This is a genomic window from Pseudomonas sp. B35(2017) (genome assembly GCF_002113645.1).
Taxonomy (GTDB): domain Bacteria; phylum Pseudomonadota; class Gammaproteobacteria; order Pseudomonadales; family Pseudomonadaceae; genus Aquipseudomonas; species Aquipseudomonas ekonensis.
In genome coordinates this window covers 330,553-349,366 of the sequence record NZ_NEIZ01000004.1, presented here as the reverse complement: position 1 = coordinate 349,366, position 18,814 = coordinate 330,553, and the positions used below count along the sequence as shown (strand labels likewise).

General features: G+C 65.0%; 14 protein-coding genes and 4 tRNA genes. 15 read left to right on the top strand and 3 right to left on the bottom strand.

Going from position 1 to position 18,814, the window contains the following annotated elements; genetic code table 11:
* Positions 1-124: 124 nt before the first annotated feature.
* The 12 genes from gltX (at position 125) to CAG41_RS10550 (ending at position 9,621) form a co-directional block, all read left to right on the top strand.
* Positions 125-1,606 (top strand): glutamate--tRNA ligase, encoded by a 1,482-nt coding sequence (gene gltX, locus CAG41_RS10605; protein WP_085584319.1) that lies wholly within the window; start codon positions 125-127, stop codon positions 1,604-1,606.
* Positions 1,607-1,820: 214 nt separating this feature from the next.
* Positions 1,821-1,896, top strand: a tRNA-Ala gene (locus tag CAG41_RS10600).
* Positions 1,897-1,976: 80 nt separating this feature from the next.
* A tRNA-Glu gene (locus CAG41_RS10595) sits at positions 1,977-2,052 on the top strand.
* A 53-nt stretch (positions 2,053-2,105) separates the two neighbouring features.
* Positions 2,106-2,181, top strand: a tRNA-Ala gene (locus CAG41_RS10590).
* Between the two features lie 77 nt (positions 2,182-2,258).
* A tRNA-Glu gene (locus CAG41_RS10585) sits at positions 2,259-2,334 on the top strand.
* 181 nt (positions 2,335-2,515) lie between these two features.
* Positions 2,516-3,055, top strand: a complete 540-nt coding sequence (locus CAG41_RS10580; RefSeq protein WP_085579529.1) for a TetR/AcrR family transcriptional regulator — start codon at positions 2,516-2,518, stop codon at positions 3,053-3,055.
* Between the two features lie 30 nt (positions 3,056-3,085).
* Positions 3,086-3,919, top strand: coding sequence for an alpha/beta fold hydrolase (locus tag CAG41_RS10575; RefSeq protein ID WP_085630671.1), 834 nt, complete (start codon positions 3,086-3,088; stop codon positions 3,917-3,919).
* A 48-nt stretch (positions 3,920-3,967) separates the two neighbouring features.
* The gene (locus tag CAG41_RS10570; protein ID WP_085579533.1) at positions 3,968-4,417 is read left to right on the top strand and encodes a thioesterase family protein; all 450 of its coding nucleotides are present in this window, start codon (positions 3,968-3,970) and stop codon (positions 4,415-4,417) included.
* Positions 4,418-4,508: 91 nt separating this feature from the next.
* Positions 4,509-5,468, top strand: coding sequence for a tRNA-dihydrouridine synthase (locus tag CAG41_RS10565; RefSeq protein ID WP_085579535.1), 960 nt, complete (start codon positions 4,509-4,511; stop codon positions 5,466-5,468).
* 119 nt (positions 5,469-5,587) lie between these two features.
* Positions 5,588-6,034 (top strand): Hsp20 family protein, encoded by a 447-nt coding sequence (locus CAG41_RS10560; RefSeq protein ID WP_085579537.1) that lies wholly within the window; start codon positions 5,588-5,590, stop codon positions 6,032-6,034.
* Between the two features lie 186 nt (positions 6,035-6,220).
* Positions 6,221-6,916, top strand: a complete 696-nt coding sequence (locus CAG41_RS10555; RefSeq protein WP_085579539.1) for a DUF1266 domain-containing protein — start codon at positions 6,221-6,223, stop codon at positions 6,914-6,916.
* The gene (locus tag CAG41_RS10550) at positions 6,913-9,621 is read left to right on the top strand and encodes a DUF805 domain-containing protein (protein ID WP_085706969.1); all 2,709 of its coding nucleotides are present in this window, start codon (positions 6,913-6,915) and stop codon (positions 9,619-9,621) included. The genes CAG41_RS10555 and CAG41_RS10550 overlap by 4 nt, the downstream gene beginning before the upstream one ends.
* Here the strand turns inward: CAG41_RS10550 and CAG41_RS10545 are convergent.
* From CAG41_RS10545 to CAG41_RS10535, 3 genes are all read right to left on the bottom strand, one after another.
* Complete coding sequence (locus CAG41_RS10545) at positions 9,606-11,297, bottom strand: molecular chaperone HscC (protein WP_085706968.1); 1,692 nt, start codon at positions 11,295-11,297, stop codon at positions 9,606-9,608. The genes CAG41_RS10550 and CAG41_RS10545 overlap by 16 nt on opposite strands.
* Positions 11,298-11,407: 110 nt before the next feature.
* Complete coding sequence (locus CAG41_RS10540; RefSeq protein WP_085637783.1) at positions 11,408-14,686, bottom strand: PAS domain S-box protein; 3,279 nt, start codon at positions 14,684-14,686, stop codon at positions 11,408-11,410.
* Positions 14,687-14,755: 69 nt separating this feature from the next.
* Positions 14,756-15,646 carry a LysR family transcriptional regulator gene (locus CAG41_RS10535; RefSeq protein ID WP_085579547.1) on the bottom strand — a complete coding sequence of 297 codons (891 nt, stop codon included), beginning with the start codon at positions 15,644-15,646 and terminating at the stop codon, positions 14,756-14,758.
* Between the two features lie 141 nt (positions 15,647-15,787).
* On the opposite strand from CAG41_RS10535, the gene leuC reads away from it, so the two are divergent.
* The 3 genes from leuC (at position 15,788) to CAG41_RS10520 (ending at position 18,766) form a co-directional block, all read left to right on the top strand.
* The gene (leuC, locus tag CAG41_RS10530; RefSeq protein WP_085630661.1) at positions 15,788-17,218 is read left to right on the top strand and encodes a 3-isopropylmalate dehydratase large subunit; all 1,431 of its coding nucleotides are present in this window, start codon (positions 15,788-15,790) and stop codon (positions 17,216-17,218) included.
* A 2-nt stretch (positions 17,219-17,220) separates the two neighbouring features.
* Positions 17,221-17,865: a 3-isopropylmalate dehydratase small subunit gene (leuD, locus tag CAG41_RS10525; protein ID WP_085579551.1), complete on the top strand. Its 645-nt coding sequence runs from the start codon at positions 17,221-17,223 to the stop codon at positions 17,863-17,865.
* Between the two features lie 133 nt (positions 17,866-17,998).
* Complete coding sequence (locus tag CAG41_RS10520; protein ID WP_085706967.1) at positions 17,999-18,766, top strand: class I SAM-dependent methyltransferase; 768 nt, start codon at positions 17,999-18,001, stop codon at positions 18,764-18,766.
* Positions 18,767-18,814 lie beyond the last annotated feature (48 nt).

The window sequence follows — 18,814 nt, the reverse complement described above, 5'->3', positions numbered from 1 at the left end:
GGGCAAAAGGCGTTATAGGCGCAACCTTGGCTTAAATGCCCTGCCTGCTGGAGCGGGGCGGGTGTCGCCTGTTACCATTCGCCGCTTGATTGTTCTTTGCTTTTCATTCTTTTCGAGACATGCCATGACCACCGTCCGCACTCGCATCGCGCCATCGCCTACCGGGGATCCCCACGTCGGCACTGCCTACATCGCACTGTTCAACTACTGCTTCGCCAAGCAGCACGGCGGTGAGTTCATCCTGCGGATCGAAGACACCGACCAGTTGCGTTCGACCCGCGAGTCCGAACAGCAGATCTTCGACGCCCTGCGCTGGCTCGGCATTGACTGGAGCGAAGGCCCGGACGTCGGCGGCCCGCACGGCCCGTACCGGCAGAGCGAGCGCGGCGACATCTATAAGCAGTACTGCCAGCAACTGGTCGACATGGGCCACGCGTTCCCGTGCTTCTGCACCGCCGAGGAGCTGGACCAGATGCGCGCCGAGCAGATGGCCCGCGGCGAAACCCCGCGCTACGACGGCCGTGCGCTGCTGCTGTCCAAGGAAGAGGTCGCGCGTCGCCTGGCCGCCGGCGAGCCTCACGTGATCCGCATGAAGGTGCCGACCGAAGGCGTCTGCGTGGTGCCGGACATGCTGCGCGGCGATGTCGAGATCCCGTGGGACCGCATGGACATGCAAGTGCTGATGAAGACCGACGGCCTGCCGACGTACTTCCTGGCCAACGTGGTCGACGATCACCTGATGGGCATCACCCACGTGCTGCGCGGCGAAGAGTGGCTGCCGTCGGCGCCGAAACTGATCCTGCTGTACGAATACTTCGGTTGGGAAAAGCCGACCCTGTGCTACATGCCGCTGCTGCGCAACCCGGACAAGAGCAAGCTGTCCAAGCGCAAGAACCCGACCTCGGTGACCTTCTACGAGCGCATGGGCTTCATGCCTGAGGCGATGCTCAACTACTTGGGCCGCATGGGCTGGTCGATGCCGGACGAGCGCGAGAAGTTCTCGCTGCAGGAGATGGTCGACAACTTCGACCTGTCGCGCGTATCGCTGGGCGGGCCGATCTTCGACATCGAGAAGCTGTCGTGGCTCAACGGCCAATGGCTGCGCGACCTGCCGGTGGAAGAGTTCGCCGCGCGCATCCAGAAATGGGCATTCAATGCCGACTACATGATGAAGATCGCGCCGCACGTCCAGGGCCGCGTCGAAACCTTCAGCCAGGTCGCACCGCTGGCCGGGTTCTTCTTTGCCGGCGGCGTGAGTCCGGATGCCAAGCTGTTCGAATCCAAGAAGCTGTCGGGCGACCAGGTCCGGCAACTGATGCAACTGATCCTTTGGAAGCTGGAAAGCCTGCGTCAGTGGGAGAAGGACACCATCACCGCGACGATCCAGGCGGTGGTCGAATCCCTTGAGCTGAAGCTGCGTGACGCGATGCCGCTGATGTTCGCGGCGATCACCGGCCAGGCCAGTTCGGTGTCGGTGCTCGATGCGATGGAAATCCTCGGGCCGGACCTGACCCGCTTCCGGTTGCGCCAAGCCATTGATTTGCTGGGCGGTGTCTCGAAGAAAGAAAACAAAGAGTGGGAAAAACTGCTGGGCGCCATCGCTTAATCGCGGTTGGCGTTCGGTGGAGCCGCCGGGGGTTGCGATCTTTTGATCCTGCCCTGCGGCGGTTTCCCCCCGTATTTTCGGGGGGAGGGCGGTAAGTGATTGTTATGCCGACAAAAAATTTTAAAATTTTTGAAAAATAAGTTTGACAGGCTTCCGATACGCCCTTAAGATTCGCCCCGTCCTCAACGACGAAGCAACAACGAAGCGACATTGAGGGGCTATAGCTCAGCTGGGAGAGCGCTTGCATGGCATGCAAGAGGTCGACGGTTCGATCCCGTCTAGCTCCACCAAATTTACACTTCAAGGTCTGGCCAATTGGGCCTTGAAGCGATCAACACTCAGCGTTGATCAGATGTACAGAAGGGTTTGCGTCCCCTTCGTCTAGTGGCCTAGGACACCGCCCTTTCACGGCGGTAACAGGGGTTCGAGTCCCCTAGGGGACGCCAGTTTCACAGAAGCGATGTCGCAAGATGCCGCTCCGCCGCGAGGCGAAAAATCTGGGGCTATAGCTCAGCTGGGAGAGCGCTTGCATGGCATGCAAGAGGTCGACGGTTCGATCCCGTCTAGCTCCACCAATTTACACTTCAAGGTCTGGCCACTCCGGCCTTGAAGCGATCAGCACTCAGCACTGATCAGTTGTAGAAGGGTTTGCGTCCCCTTCGTCTAGTGGCCTAGGACACCGCCCTTTCACGGCGGTAACAGGGGTTCGAGTCCCCTAGGGGACGCCACGATTACCCGCCTTGCGGGATTTTTAAGGGTCATTCAATCATTGAATGGCCCTTTTGTTTGTCTGGCGTTTGGCCATTTCTCCTTTTTCCTTACACTGTGCTTCAGACCAGCGGTCATATCTGTGACTTGCAGAATATTATTATGAGAATAATATTCTAATCGTAATATTCGGAGGCGACGATGAACGACAAGAAAGCTCAAACCCGCGAACGCATCCTCAAGGCTGCCAGCGCCGCACTGATCCAGCGCGGCCCGGCGGAACCGAGCGTGGGTGAAGTGATGGGCGCGGCCGGCCTGACCGTCGGTGGCTTCTACGCCCACTTCGAAAGCAAGGACGCCATGATGCTCGAAGCGTTCAAGCAACTGCTGGGGCGGCGCCGTGACCTGATCGACGACATGGACGCCGAGTTGACCGGCGAAGAACGCCGCGCCCTGGTCGCCGCCTTCTATCTGTCGCGCAAGCACCGCGATTCCAGCGAGGCAGCGTGCCCGATCCCGGCCTCCATCGGCGAGTTGGGACGGTTGCCGGAGGCTTTCCGGATCGCACTGAACGAACACATGGAGTTGATGGTGGCGCAGTTGGCCTCAAGCCCTGAAGACACCGACAAGGCCTTGGCCGACATGGCCCTGATGGTCGGCGGCCTCGCGCTGGCGAGGGCCTTGGGGCCGGGGGACTTATCCGATCGATTGCTGCGCGCCGCCAAGTCGGCGGTGCGTTGACCTGAAGGCGACAGGCCTGAGGAGAGAGCGATGAACGCGTTGAAGTGGGTTCGCGGCGTTAACGGCACCTTGGGCTGGTTCGCACCGAAACTGGTGGCGAACAAAATGCGTCTGGCGTTCATGACGCCACGGGAACATCCGCCGCGGGACTGGGAATTGCCGCTGCTGGCGAAGTCCGAACGGATCACGCTGCGCTTCGGCCTGTCGGCCTTGCGCTGGGGCCAAGGCCCGACCGTGCTGCTGATGCACGGTTGGGAAGGGCGGCCGACTCAGTTCGCGTCATTGATCAACGCGCTGGTCGATGCCGGCTACACGGTGGTCGCGCTGGACGGCCCGGCCCACGGCCGTTCGCCGGGGCGTGAAGCTAACGTCGTGCTGTTCGCCCGGGCCATGCTCGAAGCCGCCGCCGAACTGCCGCCGCTGCAGGCCGTCATCGGCCACTCGATGGGCGGCGCCAGCGCCATGCTCGCGGTGCAGTTGGGCCTGCGCACCGAGACGCTGGTGAGCATCGCCGCCCCGGCGCGGATCCTGGGGGTGCTGCGCGGCTTCGCCCGTTACGTCGGCATGCCGCCCAGGGCCCGCTCGGCGTTCATCCGTCAGGTCGAGCGGGACGTCGGCATGCGCGCCGCCACCCTCGATGTCGCCCACTATCAACTGGACATGCCGGGCCTGATCGTCCATGCCGAGGACGACACGTTTGTCCCGGTCAAGGAATCGCAGCTGATCCACGAAGCCTGGTTCGACAGCCGCCTGTTGCGCCTTACGGACGGCGGCCATCAGCGCGTGCTGGCCGACCCCCGGGTGATTGATGGGGTGCTATCACTGCTGGCCGGGCGCAGCCTTCAGGCGCGGCAATCGGCCTAGGCATCCGTTACACTGCCCCGGTCGAACACATCTGACCAGGAGAGGGGCATGGGCTGGGATCGGGCAACGCCGTTTACGATTGATCTGCAAGTGGGCGCCGAGGACATCGACGGGCTGGGGCACGCAAACAACGCGGTGTACGTGACCTGGCTCGAACGTTGCGCCTGGCGCCACTCGCAGCGGCTGGGGCTGGATCTGGTCGAGTACCGGCGCCTGGATCGGGCGATGGCGGTGGTGCGGCATGAGATCGATTACCTGGCCGCCGCCTACGAAGGCGACGAACTGCAATTGGCGACCTGGATCGTCGATTGGGACCAGCGCCTGAGGATGACCCGGCAGTTCCAGTTGATCCGCCCCAGCGACAACACCACGCTGCTGCGGGCCCGCACCACGTTCGCCTGCATCGAACTGTCCACCGGTCGGCCCAAGCGCATGCCGGCGGAGTTCATCGAAGGCTACGGCCCGGCGATCCAGGCGTCGGAAAGCCTGCAAAGCTGATGCTTTGCGGGAGCGAGCGTGCTCCCGCACCTGCAGAACCCTTCGATAATCCAGTAAACTGCCGCACGTTTTTCCTTGAGTGTGTTTTTCCATGCAAATTGCCCTGGCGCCGATGGAAGGGTTGGTCGACGACATCCTGCGCGATGTGTTGACCCGTGTCGGCGGTATCGACTGGTGCGTGACCGAGTTCATCCGGGTCAACGACCAACTGCTCACACCGGCCTATTTCCACAAGTTCGGCCCTGAACTGCTCAACGGCGCGCGCACCGCGGCCGGTGTGCCGCTGCGCGTCCAGCTGCTGGGTTCCGACCCGGTGTGCCTGGCGGAAAACGCCGCGCTGGCCTGTGAGCTGGGCTCGGAGGTGATCGACCTCAACTTCGGCTGCCCGGCCAAGACCGTCAACAAGTCCCGGGGCGGGGCGGTGCTGCTCAAGGAGCCGGAACTGCTCAACCAGATCGTCGAGCATGTCCGCCGCGCGGTGCCGGCGCACATTCCGGTCACCGCCAAGATGCGCCTGGGCTTCGACAGCCCGGACGGTTCGCTGGTGTGCGCCACGGCGCTGGCCGAAGGCGGCGCCGAACACATCGTCGTCCACGCCCGCACCAAGACCGACGGCTACAAGCCGCCGGCCCACTGGGAGTGGATCCCCCGCGTGCAGGACGTGGTCAAGGTGCCGGTGTTCGCCAACGGCGACATCTGGAGCGTCGAGGACTGGCGCCGTTGCCGCGAAATCAGCGGCGTGGAAGACATCATGCTCGGCCGCGGCCTGGTCTCGCGCCCGGACCTGGCCAAGCAGATCGCCGCCGCCCGGGCTGGTGAGGAGGTCGTCGAGATGACCTGGGCCGAGCTGATGCCGCTGATCCAGGACTTCTGGCTGCAGGCCAAGGCGCAGATGACGCCCCGCCAGTCGCCGGGCCGGCTCAAGCAGTGGCTGGCCATGCTCACGCGCAATTACCCCGAGGCGGTGGAGCTGTTTTCCGTCCTGCGCCGCGAGACCGACGTGGACCAGGTCTCGCGCCTGCTGGGTCTGCCGGTGGCCGAGGCGGCCTGAAAAAATCTTCGCAAGTTCTCTTGAAATGCAAACGGCGGTCCCTATCTAAGGGTTACGCGATGCCGAATTCGGGTCGCGGAGTCAAAAAACTTGCTGATTGTTTTCAGGAGATTTGAACCATGAGTACTGCATTTTCCCTTGCCCCGCTGTTCCGTTCCTCGGTGGGTTTCGACCGTTTCAACGACCTGTTCGAAACCGCCCTGCGCAACGAGCCCGGCAGCACCTACCCGCCCTACAACGTCGAAAAGCACGGTGACGACCAATACCGCATCGTCGTGGCCGCCGCCGGCTTCCAGGAAGAAGACCTGGACCTGCAGGTCGAGAAGGGCGTGCTGACCATCAGCGGCGGCAAGCGTGACGCCAACGAAGGCGTCACCTTCCTGCACCAGGGCATCGCCCAGCGTGCGTTCAAGCTGTCGTTCCGGTTGGCCGACCACATCGAGATCAAGGCCGCCGGCCTGAGCAACGGTCTGCTGAGCATCGACCTGCTGCGCGTGATCCCGGAAGAGGCGAAAGCCAAGCGCATCCCGATCAACGGCGCGCAGAAGCCGGCCCTGCAGCACTGATTCATGTGCTGACACACATTCGTCCAGACGGACGATAAGCCGTGCGATGAAGGCCCCGACACTGTCGGGGCCTTTTTGCATGCGCACGAAAGATCTGCGCATGCTTTGCCGCCTCCCGGCGGTTTCTCTACAATCCGCGCAGTTTTGCCGACCCCATTCCTTACGGTCGGTCTGGAGCCTCTTTTCATGGACGAGATTCAACAGCGCTGGCTGTTCGCCCTTTCTGCGCCGATGGCGGCACTCAACCCCGGTGCCGGGTACGCGGATCCCGCGTTCTGCGACGATCAATACATCGACCTGCAACGCAGTTGGAGGATCAACGACCGCGCACAATTGCTGGACATGCTCGATGGCATGACCGACGGCGGCCATGCGCGGCATCTCGCCCCGGCCTACCGTGCCTGGCAACGTTGCCTGCCGAGCGAATGGCAGGCGCTGCTCGACACCCTTGAGCCCCGTGAACGCATTCTTCACGAGTTCGCCAGCCGCACGTTCGGCAGTTGCGGGCCGGGCGGGATCCTGTCCTGGGATTACGGGCGCATGGGCTTCCTGCTGCGCTGCGGCGTGCGCAACCTCTGGATCGACGAGGCCGAGAGCCTCTGGCTGCACAGTCGGCTGGCGGTGCGGGCGCAGTTTCACTACGGCAGCTGGTTGGCCTATTTCAACGGTTTCATGGTCGGGCGCTCGTTCTGGGGCTGCCTCGACAACCCTGACGATGAACTGGCCCACGAGCTGGACCGGCAGGGGCAGAACGCCAATACCGCATTGATCGCCAAGGGCCTGGGGCAAAACATGCCGGTCTTCCTCGCGGATTTGCCCTGGCACCTGGATCTGGACTTGCCGCCACGCCCGGCATCGCTTGAGGCATTCGACTGGTCATGAGTTGCTGGATACGTTTGGGCATCGATCCCACCACCGATGAAACGCTGATTCGCAATGCGTACCGGGCACGCCTGCCGGCCCATCATCCGGAAACCGATCCGGAGGGTTTCCAGGCCCTGCGCCAGGCCTACGAAAGCGCGATCCGGCTGGCCCGCGACGATGGGCCGGAAGATGTCGAGGACACGACACCGGACACGACGCCGGATTCGTCACTCGTACGGCAGGTGTTCATCGACTTCGACGGGTTGCTCAAGGATCCGGCCCGACGCTTCAACGCCGATGCCTGGCAAGCCTTTGTCCAAAGCCTGGACCGGTTGCCGCTGGGCGAACTGGACGACCTGCGTTGGGGCCTGTTCCGCAAGCTGAGGGAAAACGGTCCGTTCTCCGCCTCCGGCGCAGGACTGTTGGCCCGGCGCATGGCCTGGGACCGGCATTTGCTGGAGCTGGGCTTCGATCATGCCCGGGACGTCGAGGATTACCTGGCGCGGCTCGACGATCCCGCGCCGTTCGATACCACAGTCATGGACACCTGGTCGGCGCCCGCGCAGATCGAAAGCCTCTGGTACGCGCGCACCCTCGACTTCATTTTCAACCAGCGTCCGCTCCATGAGTTCGAGTATTTCGCCCGTCTGCACACCTGCCTGCCGCTGCCCAACGACCCTGGGTTCATCCGGCGCCTGCTGGTGCAGTTCACCCAGGCGGGCATCGGCGGCGCGGATTTGCTGCAGATGTGCCTCGAACACTGGCGCGAAGCGCCGGATGACGTGGACGGGCTGTATCTGCTCGCCTGCCAGCACACCCTGCTGGGGCAGGACGATCAGGCGCTGCCCCATTGGGTGCGGCTGTGGCGGGAACATCGTCATCCCAAGGCGGAGAGCCAGTTGCTGGCGCTGTGCGCCAAGCGCCAGCCGGATGTCTTGCCGCTGTTGATCCAGGGCTTTGACCGGCTGGGGGATTTCAGCGCATGGTCGGCCGACCTCGGTCACGTCAGCCAGGAATACGGCAGCCCGTCCCAACGCCCCGAAACCCTGGCGCGCTGGATGGGCGCGGGTCGGCTGCCGCTGCAAGGGTTGGCCCAGTGCTTCGTCGACTGGCGCACGGGCGGCGATGAGTGGCCGCTGCTGGCGCTGTTGCTCGGCCATCAAGACGACGCCCGGCTGCAACGCCTGTACCGGCACGCCTGGGCGCTGCACCGGGGTGACGTTGCGTTGCTGCGCCAGGTGCTGGATGAACCGGAACCCATCGATGCCCTTGAAGGGCTGGTGCTGAACGGGTTGCAGCATCAGGCCGAACAGCACGTGCGCTGGCTGACCCGGGCGCCCGTGCCGTTGGCGATGGAACGCTTCGTCGATGGGAGCGGGGCGCCCGGCCCGTTGCCGGCCGCGCTCGAAAAAGGCGAAGCGCACAAGATCTGCCGGGTGTGGCTGCGGCGTTGGCGTCCGTACAGCCGCGTCGGCCTGGAGTGCATCGCCCAGGCGTTCAAGTTCAATGACCCGAAGGCCGACGGCGATCTGTCGACCTTGAGCCTGTTGCTGGAACTGAGCGAGAGCGATGTCCTGTTGCCGGCGTCGGGGCAGGGCGAGGCCGTGTGGCAGTGGCACGCCCAAACGGCGTTCCTGTTGGCGCTGCTGGAGCAGCCGGAGCGTTGGCTGGGCATGGTCGATGCGCCGTGCCTGGACCGCCTGGCGTTCGACCCCGCCCACCCGGTCAGCCGGGTGCAGCCGTTGCTGAGCCGCCTGAAGCGCGAGCACGGCGACCTGAGCGCGCTGTTCGCCTGGCTGCAGCCGTCGGATCCGGTGCACGCCGCGCTCGCCCGGCGGTTGCTGGGTGTCCGGCAGGCGCTGGGCAGCCCCCGGTTGCTGGGCAACGACCGTTTGCTCGAATGCCTGCGCAGTGACATCCATGCTTTCGACGATGACTTGCTCGGGCGCATGCTGCTCACCGCCGTGCTGTACCACGACCCGTTGTTCGATGCGCAGCAGCGCCGGTTCCTGCTCGACAGGATCACCGAAGTGGTGAACCCCCAGGACTGGTTCGACGAATTCCGCCACGGCCTGATCAAGGGCGAGCCGCCGCGTCCGCCACGTCAGGCGCTGGAAGACGAAGGGGTCGCCAGCGACGCGTTCTATCTGGCGCTCGATGCGCTCAAGGGATTGGTGCGATACGGCGGCGCGGGCGTGCCGCGCCAGAAAACCCTGCTGCGCCTGCAACAGGCCAAGGACAACCCGGCGCTCGGGCTCGGCCTGCGGTTTGCCTTCAGTGCGTTGCTGTCCCGGTGCGAATGCCTGCTGCTGGCCAAGGCCGACAGCCGTCCGGTGCCCGCCGGCGCCTTCTGGCGGTTGGGTACCCGGTTGGGGCGTGGGGCGTTCATCGGGCAGGTGATCGGTACGCTGCTGGTCACGCCGTTGGCCGCGCTGTTCAGCGGTGTGGCGCTGACCGGGATCGTCGTGTCGCTGCTGGGCCTGGCCTTTCTGGTCGGCGCCGTGCTCCGGCGCCTGCACGACATCGGGCGTGGCATTCCGACATTGCTGGTGCTCGCCTGCCTGTCGCCGTTCTTTCCGTTTCTGCCGCTGATCCTGTTTGCCTTCCCCGGCGACAAGTTGCCCAACCGTTACGGCGTTGCGCCGGACAGCGCGGGTGACGACGCACTGGCCGGCGGTCTGCAGGCCGCGTTACGGCAGCTGGGCGGTCAGAGGCACAACTGATCCAGCGCTTGGTTGAGCCGGTTGCGCTGGCTGGCGATCTCTGACGGTCGCTGGCCGGCGAGCACGGTGGTGAAGGCGTCCAGCCAATCGGCGATCCGTTGGCGCTCGTCCCCCAGGCTTTGCGCCCAGGCCCGCTCCAGGCGGGCCAGCAGCGTCCGGTTGGGCAGCGTGTCGCGGGGGTGAGTCTTGAGGGCGGTCAACCGTTCATGGCTGGCCTGTCTGGCCTGTTCGTCGAGCCCGGTGGGGCTGCGGTCGATGCTGTGGCTGTGGCGCTCGCCGGTGGCGAGCAGGGTCACGTCCACTTCCAGCAGGCCGTTGATGTCGTAGCTGAAGCGCACATCCAGTTCCTGGCTCTGTTCGCTGGGTGCCAGTTCCACATCGAAGGTGTCGATGAAAATGTTGTCGCGCACCCATGGCCGTTCCCCTTGGTACACCTCGATGCGGATCGCGCTCTGATACGCATGGGTGGTGTGGAACCTCTGCACCCGGGACGTCGGGATCACCGTGTTGCGCTCGATGATCGGCGCGAAGGCGCCGGTGATTTCGTCACTGCGGCGGGTGGAGATGCCTAACGTGTAGGGGCAGACGTCGGTCAGGATCAGCTCTTCGATGGCGCCGTCGCGGGCCTTGCAGGCCGCCTGCGTGGCGGCGCCCAGGGCGACGATGGTGTCCGGGTCCAGGTGGCGGTGGGGCAGGCGGCCGAACAGCGTCGCCACCATCTGCTGCACCGACGGCATGCGCGTCGCGCCGCCCACCAGCACCAGGCTGTCGAGGTCGCGGGGCTTGAGGCGGGCGTCGCGCAGGGCCTGTTCGATGGGGGCGCGCAAGCGGGCCAGCAGCGGCTCCCAGATTTTCAGCGCGCCGGCTTCGTCCAGCGTCCATTCGTACGGTGTGTCGCCGTGGCGCCAGCTCAGTGACTGCGGGCCGTCGGCGAGTTTGCGCTTGAGCTGTTCCAGGGCGTCGCCGAGGCTGGCCATGGCCTGGGCGTCGATCTGCGCCGGCGTGAGTTGCCAGTCCTTGAGGCAGGCCTGCCGCAACGCTTCGGTGAAGTCTTCGCCGCCCAGGAAGTTGTCGCCGGTGGAGGCGTGGACTTCGATCAGCGGCAGCGCGTATTCCAGCACCGTCACGTCGAACGTGCCGCCGCCCAGGTCGAAGATCAGCGTGCGCTCGAACGCCTGCTCATGCAGGCCGTAGGCCATGGCGGCGGCGGTGGGTTCGTTGATCAACCGCGACACTTTCAGGCCGGCCAGTTCGGCGGCAAACAGCGTGCGTTTGCGTTGTTCGTCGCTGAAGTACGCCGGCACCGAAATCACCGCTTCGTCAACGGGATGGCCGAGCCAGGCTTCGGCGTCCTGCTTGAGCGCGCCGATCACCAGGGCCGAGAGCTCCTCGGGGCTGAACGAGCGGTCGCCCAATTCGAGGCGCTTTTCGCTGCCCATGAAGCGCTTGAAGGCCGCCGCCGTGCGCTGCGGATGGGTGGTCAGGCGGGCGCGGGCGGCCTTGCCCACCAGGACGCTGTCGTCCTCGTCGAGGCTGACCACCGACGGGGTCAGCACATCGCCCAGGGCATTGGGGATCAGCTTGGCCTGGCCGTCCTGCCAGACGGCGATGAGGCTGTTGGTGGTGCCAAGGTCAATGCCCAGCATGGCCGGGCGGGGGAGGGTTGCATCCTGCATGATCGATCTCGTTGGAGCCGGGTGAAAGACCGCGACCCTACAGGTTGCGGCAGGCACTGGCAAATGCCGGCCCGGCGCAGACGCAGGCGGTTACAAAACGCCGCCGGGCCTCACTTGAGCAACGTCTTCAGCGCCTCCAGCGGCAACGGCCGGCTGTACAGGTAACCCTGATACAGGTGGCAACCCAAGCCTTGCAGGAACTCCAGCTGTTCCGGGGTCTCGACGCCCTCGGCGATGATCTCCAGCGCCAGGCTGCGGGCCATGGCGACGATGGCGCGGATGATCTCGGCGTCGTTGGGGTCGCTGGTGGCGTCGCGGATGAACGACTGGTCGATCTTCAGCGTGTCCACCGGCAGGCGCTTGAGGTAGGTCAGGGACGAATAGCCGGTGCCGAAGTCGTCCATGGCGAAGGTCACGCCGAGCTTCTTGAGGCGGCGCATCTTGCTGATGGTGTCTTCCAGGTTCTGGATCACGATGCCTTCGGTGATCTCCAGCTTCAGCAGCGAGCAGGGCAGGCCGTGGCCGGTCATGCTCTGTTCGATGCGTTCGACGAAGTCGTTCTGGCGGAACTGGCGCGGGCTGATGTTCACGCACAGGGTGAAATTGAGCGGGTCGATCAGGTTTTCGGCGATCAGTTGCTTGAAGGCGTCGCAGGCCTCGTCGAGGATCCAGGTGCCGACCTCAAGGATCAGCCCGCTGTCCTCCAGCACCTTGATGAATTCGGCGGGGGACTGCGCGCCGAGCTCCGGGTGGTTCCAGCGCACCAGGGCCTCGGCGCCGATGATGCGGTTGTCCTTGGCGTCGATCTGCGGCTGGTAGTGCATGGTGAATTCGTTGCGCGACAGCGCCAGGCGCAGGTCGGTTTCCATGCGCTGGCGCTCGCTGGCCGCCTTCTGCATGGTGTTGTGGTACATCTGCGTGGTGTTGCGGCCGGAGTCCTTGGCCCGGTACAGCGCGATGTCGGCACGCTTGAGCAGGTCGGTCGGGGTCGAGCCGTGGTCGGGGATCAGCGCCACGCCGATGCTCGGCGTCACTTGCAGGCGCTGGCCGTCGAGGAACATGGGCTCCGACAGCAGCTCGCGGATGGTGTCGGACAGCTCCCGCACCTGGCTGCTGACTTCGTTGCGCGTGCCTTCCAGGCCGCTGAGCAGCACCACGAACTCGTCGCCGCCCAGGCGCGCGACAGTGTCTTCCATGCGCACGCTGGCCTCCAGGCGTGCGGTGATGATCTTGAGCACCGTGTCGCCGACCGGGTGCCCGAGGGAATCGTTGATGTGCTTGAAGTGGTCAAGGTCCAGGAACAGCAGCGCGCCGCGCAGGTTGTGGCGCTTGAGCAGGGCGATCTGCTGGCTCAGGCGATCCATCAGCAGCGCGCGGTTGGGCAGGTTGGTCAGCGGGTCGTGGTAGGCCAGGTGGCGGATCTGCGCCTCGGCGTTCTTGAGCAGGCTGACGTCCCGGGCGGTCAGCAGCAGGCAGGCGGTTTCGTTGAGGGTGATCGGCTCCACCGAGACCTCCACCGTCAGCAGTTCGCCGCGCTTGTTGCGCCCGAGCATTTCCTGGTGGTGCACGCGGCCCTTGATCTGCAGTTCGGCCAACAGGGCCGAGCGCTGTTTCTCTTCGGCCCAGATGCCCACCTGGTACATGGTCTTGCCGATCACTTCGTCGGCGCGGTAGCCGGTGAGGCGGCAGAAGCCGTCGTTGACCTCCAGGTAGCGCCCGGTGTCGCGCTCGCTGATGGTGATGGCGTCGGGGCTGGAGTGGAACGCCTTGGCGAATTTCTCTTCGCTGGCCTTGAGCGCCGCTTCAGAGCGCTGCTGCTGGGTGATGTCGCGCAGGGTGGTGACGATGCAGGGCTGGTTGCCGACGCTGATCTGGCGGCTGGAGATCACGCAGGTCAGGGACTGGCCGTCCTTGTGCTGGACGATGATCGCCACGTTGCTCAGGCCCTGCTCGCGGATCACCCGCTCGATGCGTTGCAGGCTTTTCGCCGAGGCGTCCCACAGGCCGATGTCCTCGGCGGTGCGGCCGATCACGTCGGCGGCGCTCCAGCCGAAGGTCTGGCTGAAGCTGGAGTTGATCTCGATGAATTCCCCGGTTTCCTGGCGGGTCACGCAGATCGGGTCGGGGCTGACCTGGAACAGCGTGGCGAATTTCTCCTCGGACGCCACCAGGCGCTGTTCCCGTTCGACCTGGTCGGTGATGTCCAGCAGGGTGCCGGCCATGCGCAGGGGCACGCCGTTCTCGTCGCGGTAGAGGCGGGCGCGGCTTTCCAGGTAGCGGGAGCTGCCGTCGGGCAACTGCACGCGGTAGGTCAGCTGGTAATTGCCGGCCGGGCCTTCGCGCAGGCTGCGGTAGGCGTCGCGCATGCTGTCGCGCTCTTCGCCGGGCACGCCTTCGAAGAACTCCTCGAACGATTCGTGGAAAGGCTTGGGCTCCAGGCCGTGCAGTTGCGCCGCCCGGGCGGAGCCGTAGAGCATGCCGGTGGGGATGTCCCAGTCCCAGGTGCCCAGCTGCGCGGAGTCCAGGGCCAGGTCCAGGCGTTCCTGGCTGTCCTTGAGGGCGTGCTCGGCGGCTTTGCGTTCGGTGGTGTCGAGGAAGGTGCTGAGCAGGTACGGCTGGCCTTCGAGCTCGACCTTCTGCGCGCTGAGGATGCCGTCGTGGATCTGGCCGTTGCTGGCGCGGAACTGCACCTCGCGGCTGACCAGCTCGCCCTTGGCCTTGGTGGCCTTGACCAGCTCCGCCCGCTGCTCCGGGTGCACCCACAGGCCCAGTTCCAGGGTGGTGCGGCCGATGGCGTCCTGCACCGGCCAGCCGAACAGGCTTTCGAAATACTGGTTGGCCTCGCTGATCAGGCCGTCTTCCTGGCGGGTCAGCAGCACCATGTTGGGGCACAGGTGAAACAGTGTGGCGAAACGTTTCTCGGAACTGGTGAGGGCCTGTTCCCGCTGGCGCTGGTGGGTGATTTCGCGGATCACCCCGATCATTCGGGGCCGGCCGTGCTTGTCCGGCAGCAGGCTGCCGTTGATCTCCAGCCAGTGCAGGCTGCCGTCGGGCCAGCGGATGCGGTGGTGCATGGCCTGTTCCAGCGGCGCGCCGGCGATCACGGCGTGGAAGGCGCGGACGGTCTTGGCCCGGTCCTCCGGCGGCAGCAGGTCGAGGTATTCCAGGTCTTCGGGCAGCGGTTGTCGCGGATCGAAGCCGAACAGCGCCTGGGTGCCGCGCGACCAGCTGATCTTGCCGCGCTCGATGTCCCAGTACCAGGCGCCCAGCCGCGCGCCGTTGAGCGCCGCCAACAGCTGCGGCGCGCTTTCCCAGCTCTGCTCGGAACGCCGCGGGTCAATGGCCTGAATGCGTGGCATTGGCGGAATACGGTCGACAGATTTCGGCATTGTTGACGGGCCTTGAGCTGATTTGGGCGTTAGGCACAGGGAAAGGCGGCTCTATAGGAGTAGCACAAGTTAGCCGTGAGTCCCTGGCAGATCGATTTGTGCATCCAGCAGGGCCATGAAGGCCCGCGCGGCGTTCGACAGCGTCCGTTCGGTGTGCAGGATATAGCCTAGCTGGCGACTGAGCTGTATGCCCGGCAAAGGTATGCGCGCCACCTGATCGTCGAGCATGGTGCGCGGCAGCACGCTCCAGGCCAGGCCGATGGAGACCATCATCTTGATGGTTTCCAGGTAGTTGGTGCTCATGGCGATGTTCGGCGTCAGGCCCTGGGCCTCGAACAGCTTCTGCACGATGTGGTGGGTGAAGGTGTTGCCGCCGGGGAACACCGCCGGATGGCCGGCGATGTCCGCCAGGTTGACGGCGCCGTTGCCGAGCAGCGAATGCTCCGGGGCGACCACGAAATCCAGGGGGTCGTCCCACACCGGCGTGGCCTTGACCAGCGCGTGGGGCTCCGGCGCCAGGGTGATGACTGCCAGTTCGGCCCGGCCGTGGAGGATTTCCTCGTAGGCCACTTCCGAATCCAGGAACTGAATGTCCAGCGCGACCTGCGGGTAGCGGCGGGTGAATTCGCGCAGCAGCGGCGGCAGGCGGTGCAGGCCGATGTGGTGACTGGTGGCCAGGGTCAGGCGGCCGCCGACCTCGCCGGTCAGGTTAGTCAGGGCCCGGCGGGTGTCGTCCAGCACATTGAGGATCTGGTAGGCCCGCGGCAGCAGGGCCCGGCCGGCCTCGGTCAGGCCGACTTCGCGGCCCAGCCGGTCGAACAGGCGCACCTTCAATTGCTGTTCAAGGCCGGCGATGCGTTTGCTGACCGCCGGTTGCGTCAGGTGCAGGCGTTCCCCGGCGCCGGAGAAGCTGCCGGTCTCGGCGATCGCGATAAAGGCGTTGAGGTTGGCCAGGTCCATTTTCGTATTCCAGTTGGTTATTCAAAGCATAAAAAATATGAATTTGAGTTATTCAATCTAACGCCATAGGATCGGCCTCACAAGCCAAAGGGTTATCGATAAGCCCAGGGCATAGAAACAAGCTGATGAGGAAACCGTCTGATGGCCGGCAAAACGCTCTACGACAAGCTCTGGGATTCGCATTTGGTCAAGCAGCGCGACGATGGTTCGGCGCTGATCTACATCGACCGTCACATCATCCATGAAGTGACCTCGCCGCAAGCCTTCGAAGGCCTGCGTCTGGCCGGGCGCAAGCCGTGGCGCATCGATGCCAACATCGCGACCCCGGACCACAACGTACCGACCACGCCGGAGCGCAAGGGCGGCATCGCCGCCATCGCCGACCAGGTCTCGCGCCTGCAGGTCCAGACCCTCGACGACAACTGCGACGAATATGGCATCGTCGAATTCAAGATGAATGACGTGCGTCAGGGCATCGTGCATGTGATCAGCCCCGAGCAGGGCGCGACCTTGCCGGGCATGACCGTGGTCTGCGGCGACTCCCACACCTCCACCCACGGCGCGTTCGGCGCGCTGGCCCACGGCATCGGCACCTCCGAGGTCGAGCATGTGCTCGCCACCCAGTGCCTGGTCGCCAAGAAAATGAAGAACATGCTGGTGCGCGTCGACGGCCGATTGCCGTTCGGCGTGACCGCCAAGGACATCGTCCTGGCCGTGATCGGCAAGATCGGCACCGCCGGCGGCAACGGCCACGCCATCGAGTTCGCCGGCAGCGCCATCCGCGACCTGTCCATCGAAGGCCGCATGACCATCTGCAACATGTCCATCGAAGCCGGCGCCCGCGTGGGCCTGGTGGCGGCGGACGAAAAGACCGTCGAATACGTCAAGGGCCGCCCGTTCGCGCCCAAGGGCGCGCAGTGGGAGCAGGCTGTCGAGGCGTGGAAGGACCTGGTGTCCGACGCCGACGCCCGTTTCGACACCGTGGTCGAGCTCGACGCCGCGCAGATCAAGCCGCAGGTCAGCTGGGGCACATCGCCGGAAATGGTGCTGGCCGTTGACCAGAACGTGCCGGACCCGGCCAAGGAAGCGGATCCTGTCAAGCGCGACTCCATCGTCCGCGCCTTGAAATACATGGGCTTGACCGCCAACCAGGCGATCACCGACATCCAGCTCGACCGCGTGTTCATCGGTTCCTGCACCAACTCGCGGATCGAAGACCTGCGCGCGGCGGCCGAGATCGCCAAGGGCCGCAAGGTGGCCTCGACCATCAAGCAGGCCATCGTGGTGCCGGGCTCGGGCCTGGTGAAGGCCCAGGCCGAAGCCGAAGGCCTGGACAAGATCTTCCTGGAGGCCGGTTTCGAATGGCGCGAGCCGGGCTGCTCGATGTGCCTGGCGATGAACCCGGACCGGCTGGAGTCCGGCGAGCACTGCGCTTCGACCTCCAACCGCAACTTCGAAGGCCGTCAGGGCGCCGGTGGCCGCACCCACCTCGTCAGCCCGGCCATGGCCGCTGCGGCGGCGGTGAACGGTCGTTTCATCGACGTTCGTGAATTGATCCAGGGAGCACAGTAACCATGAAGGCTTTCACTCAACACCAGGGACTCGTCGCGCCGCTGGACCGTGCCAACGTCGACACCGACCAGATCATCCCCAAGCAATTCCTCAAGTCGATCAAGCGCACCGGCTTCGGCCCGAACCTGTTCGACGAATGGCGCTACCTCGACGTGGGCCAGCCGTACCAGGACAACTCCAAGCGGCCGCTGAACAAGGACTTCGTGCTCAACGCCGAGCGCTACCAGGGCGCCAGCGTGCTGTTGGCCCGGGAGAACTTCGGCTGCGGCTCCAGCCGCGAGCACGCGCCATGGGCGCTGGACGAGTACGGTTTCCGCAGCATCATCGCGCCGAGCTACGCCGACATCTTCTTCAACAACAGCTTCAAGAACGGCTTGCTGCCGATCATCCTGAGCGAGGAAGAGGTCGATGAGCTGTTCAAGCAAGTCGAGGCCGAACCGGGCTACCAGCTGAAGATCGACCTGCAGGCGCAGACCGTGACCCGTCCGGACGGCAAGGTGCACCGCTTCGAGATCGACGCGTTCCGCAAGCATTGCCTGCTCAACGGTCTGGACGACATCGGCCTGACCCTGCAGGACGGAGACGCCATCGCCTCGTTCGAAGCGGCGCATCGCAAGAGCCAGCCGTGGTTGTTCCGCGACGCCTGATTTCGAACAGGGCGGATGACGCCATCGCGAGCAGGCTCGCTCCTACATTGAACCGCGTTCCCCTGTAGGAGCGAGCCTGCTCGCGATGGGGCCCAGAAGACAACACAAGGCTCACCCAAAAAGGAAGTCCACCATGAGCACCACCGCCCAGCACACCCAGGTCGTACAGAAGCAGTTCGGTGAACAGGCCGCCGCTTACCTGAGCAGCGCCGTTCACGCCCAAGGCGCCGAGTTCGCGCTGCTGCAGGCCGAACTGGCCGGGCAGGGCGGGGCGCGGGTGCTGGATCTGGGCTGCGGCGCGGGCCATGTGAGCTTTCACGTCGCCGCCCTGGCCAAAGAAGTGGTGGCCTACGACCTGTCGCAGCAGATGCTCGACGTGGTCGCGGCCGCCGCCGTCGACCGGGGCCTGGGCAACATCGTCACGGTGAACGGCGCCGCCGAGCGCCTGCCGTTCGCCGACGGCGAATTCGATTTCGTGTTCAGCCGCTATTCGGCGCACCATTGGAGCGACCTCGGGCTGGCCCTGCGCGAAGTCCGGCGGGTGCTCAAGCCCGGTGGCGTGGCGGCGTTCATCGATGTGCTGTCGCCCGGCAGTCCGCTGTTCGACACGTACCTGCAAAGCGTCGAAGTGCTGCGCGACACCAGCCATGTGCGCGACTATTCGGCCGGCGAGTGGCTGCGCCAGGTCAGCGAGGCCGGTCTGCACACCCGCAGCACCGTCCGTCAGCGCCTGCGTCTGGAATACAACAGCTGGGTCGAGCGCATGCGCACCCCTGAGGTGATGCGCGCCGCGATCCGCGAGCTGCAGCGCTCGATGGGCGACGAAGTGCGCGAATATTTTGAGATTGAGGCCGACGGTTCGTTCAGTACAGATGTACTGGTGCTGATGGCCGAACGCTGAATACATTTTTCCGGGCGCGCCGGTCAGCGGCGCACCGACTGAAGACAT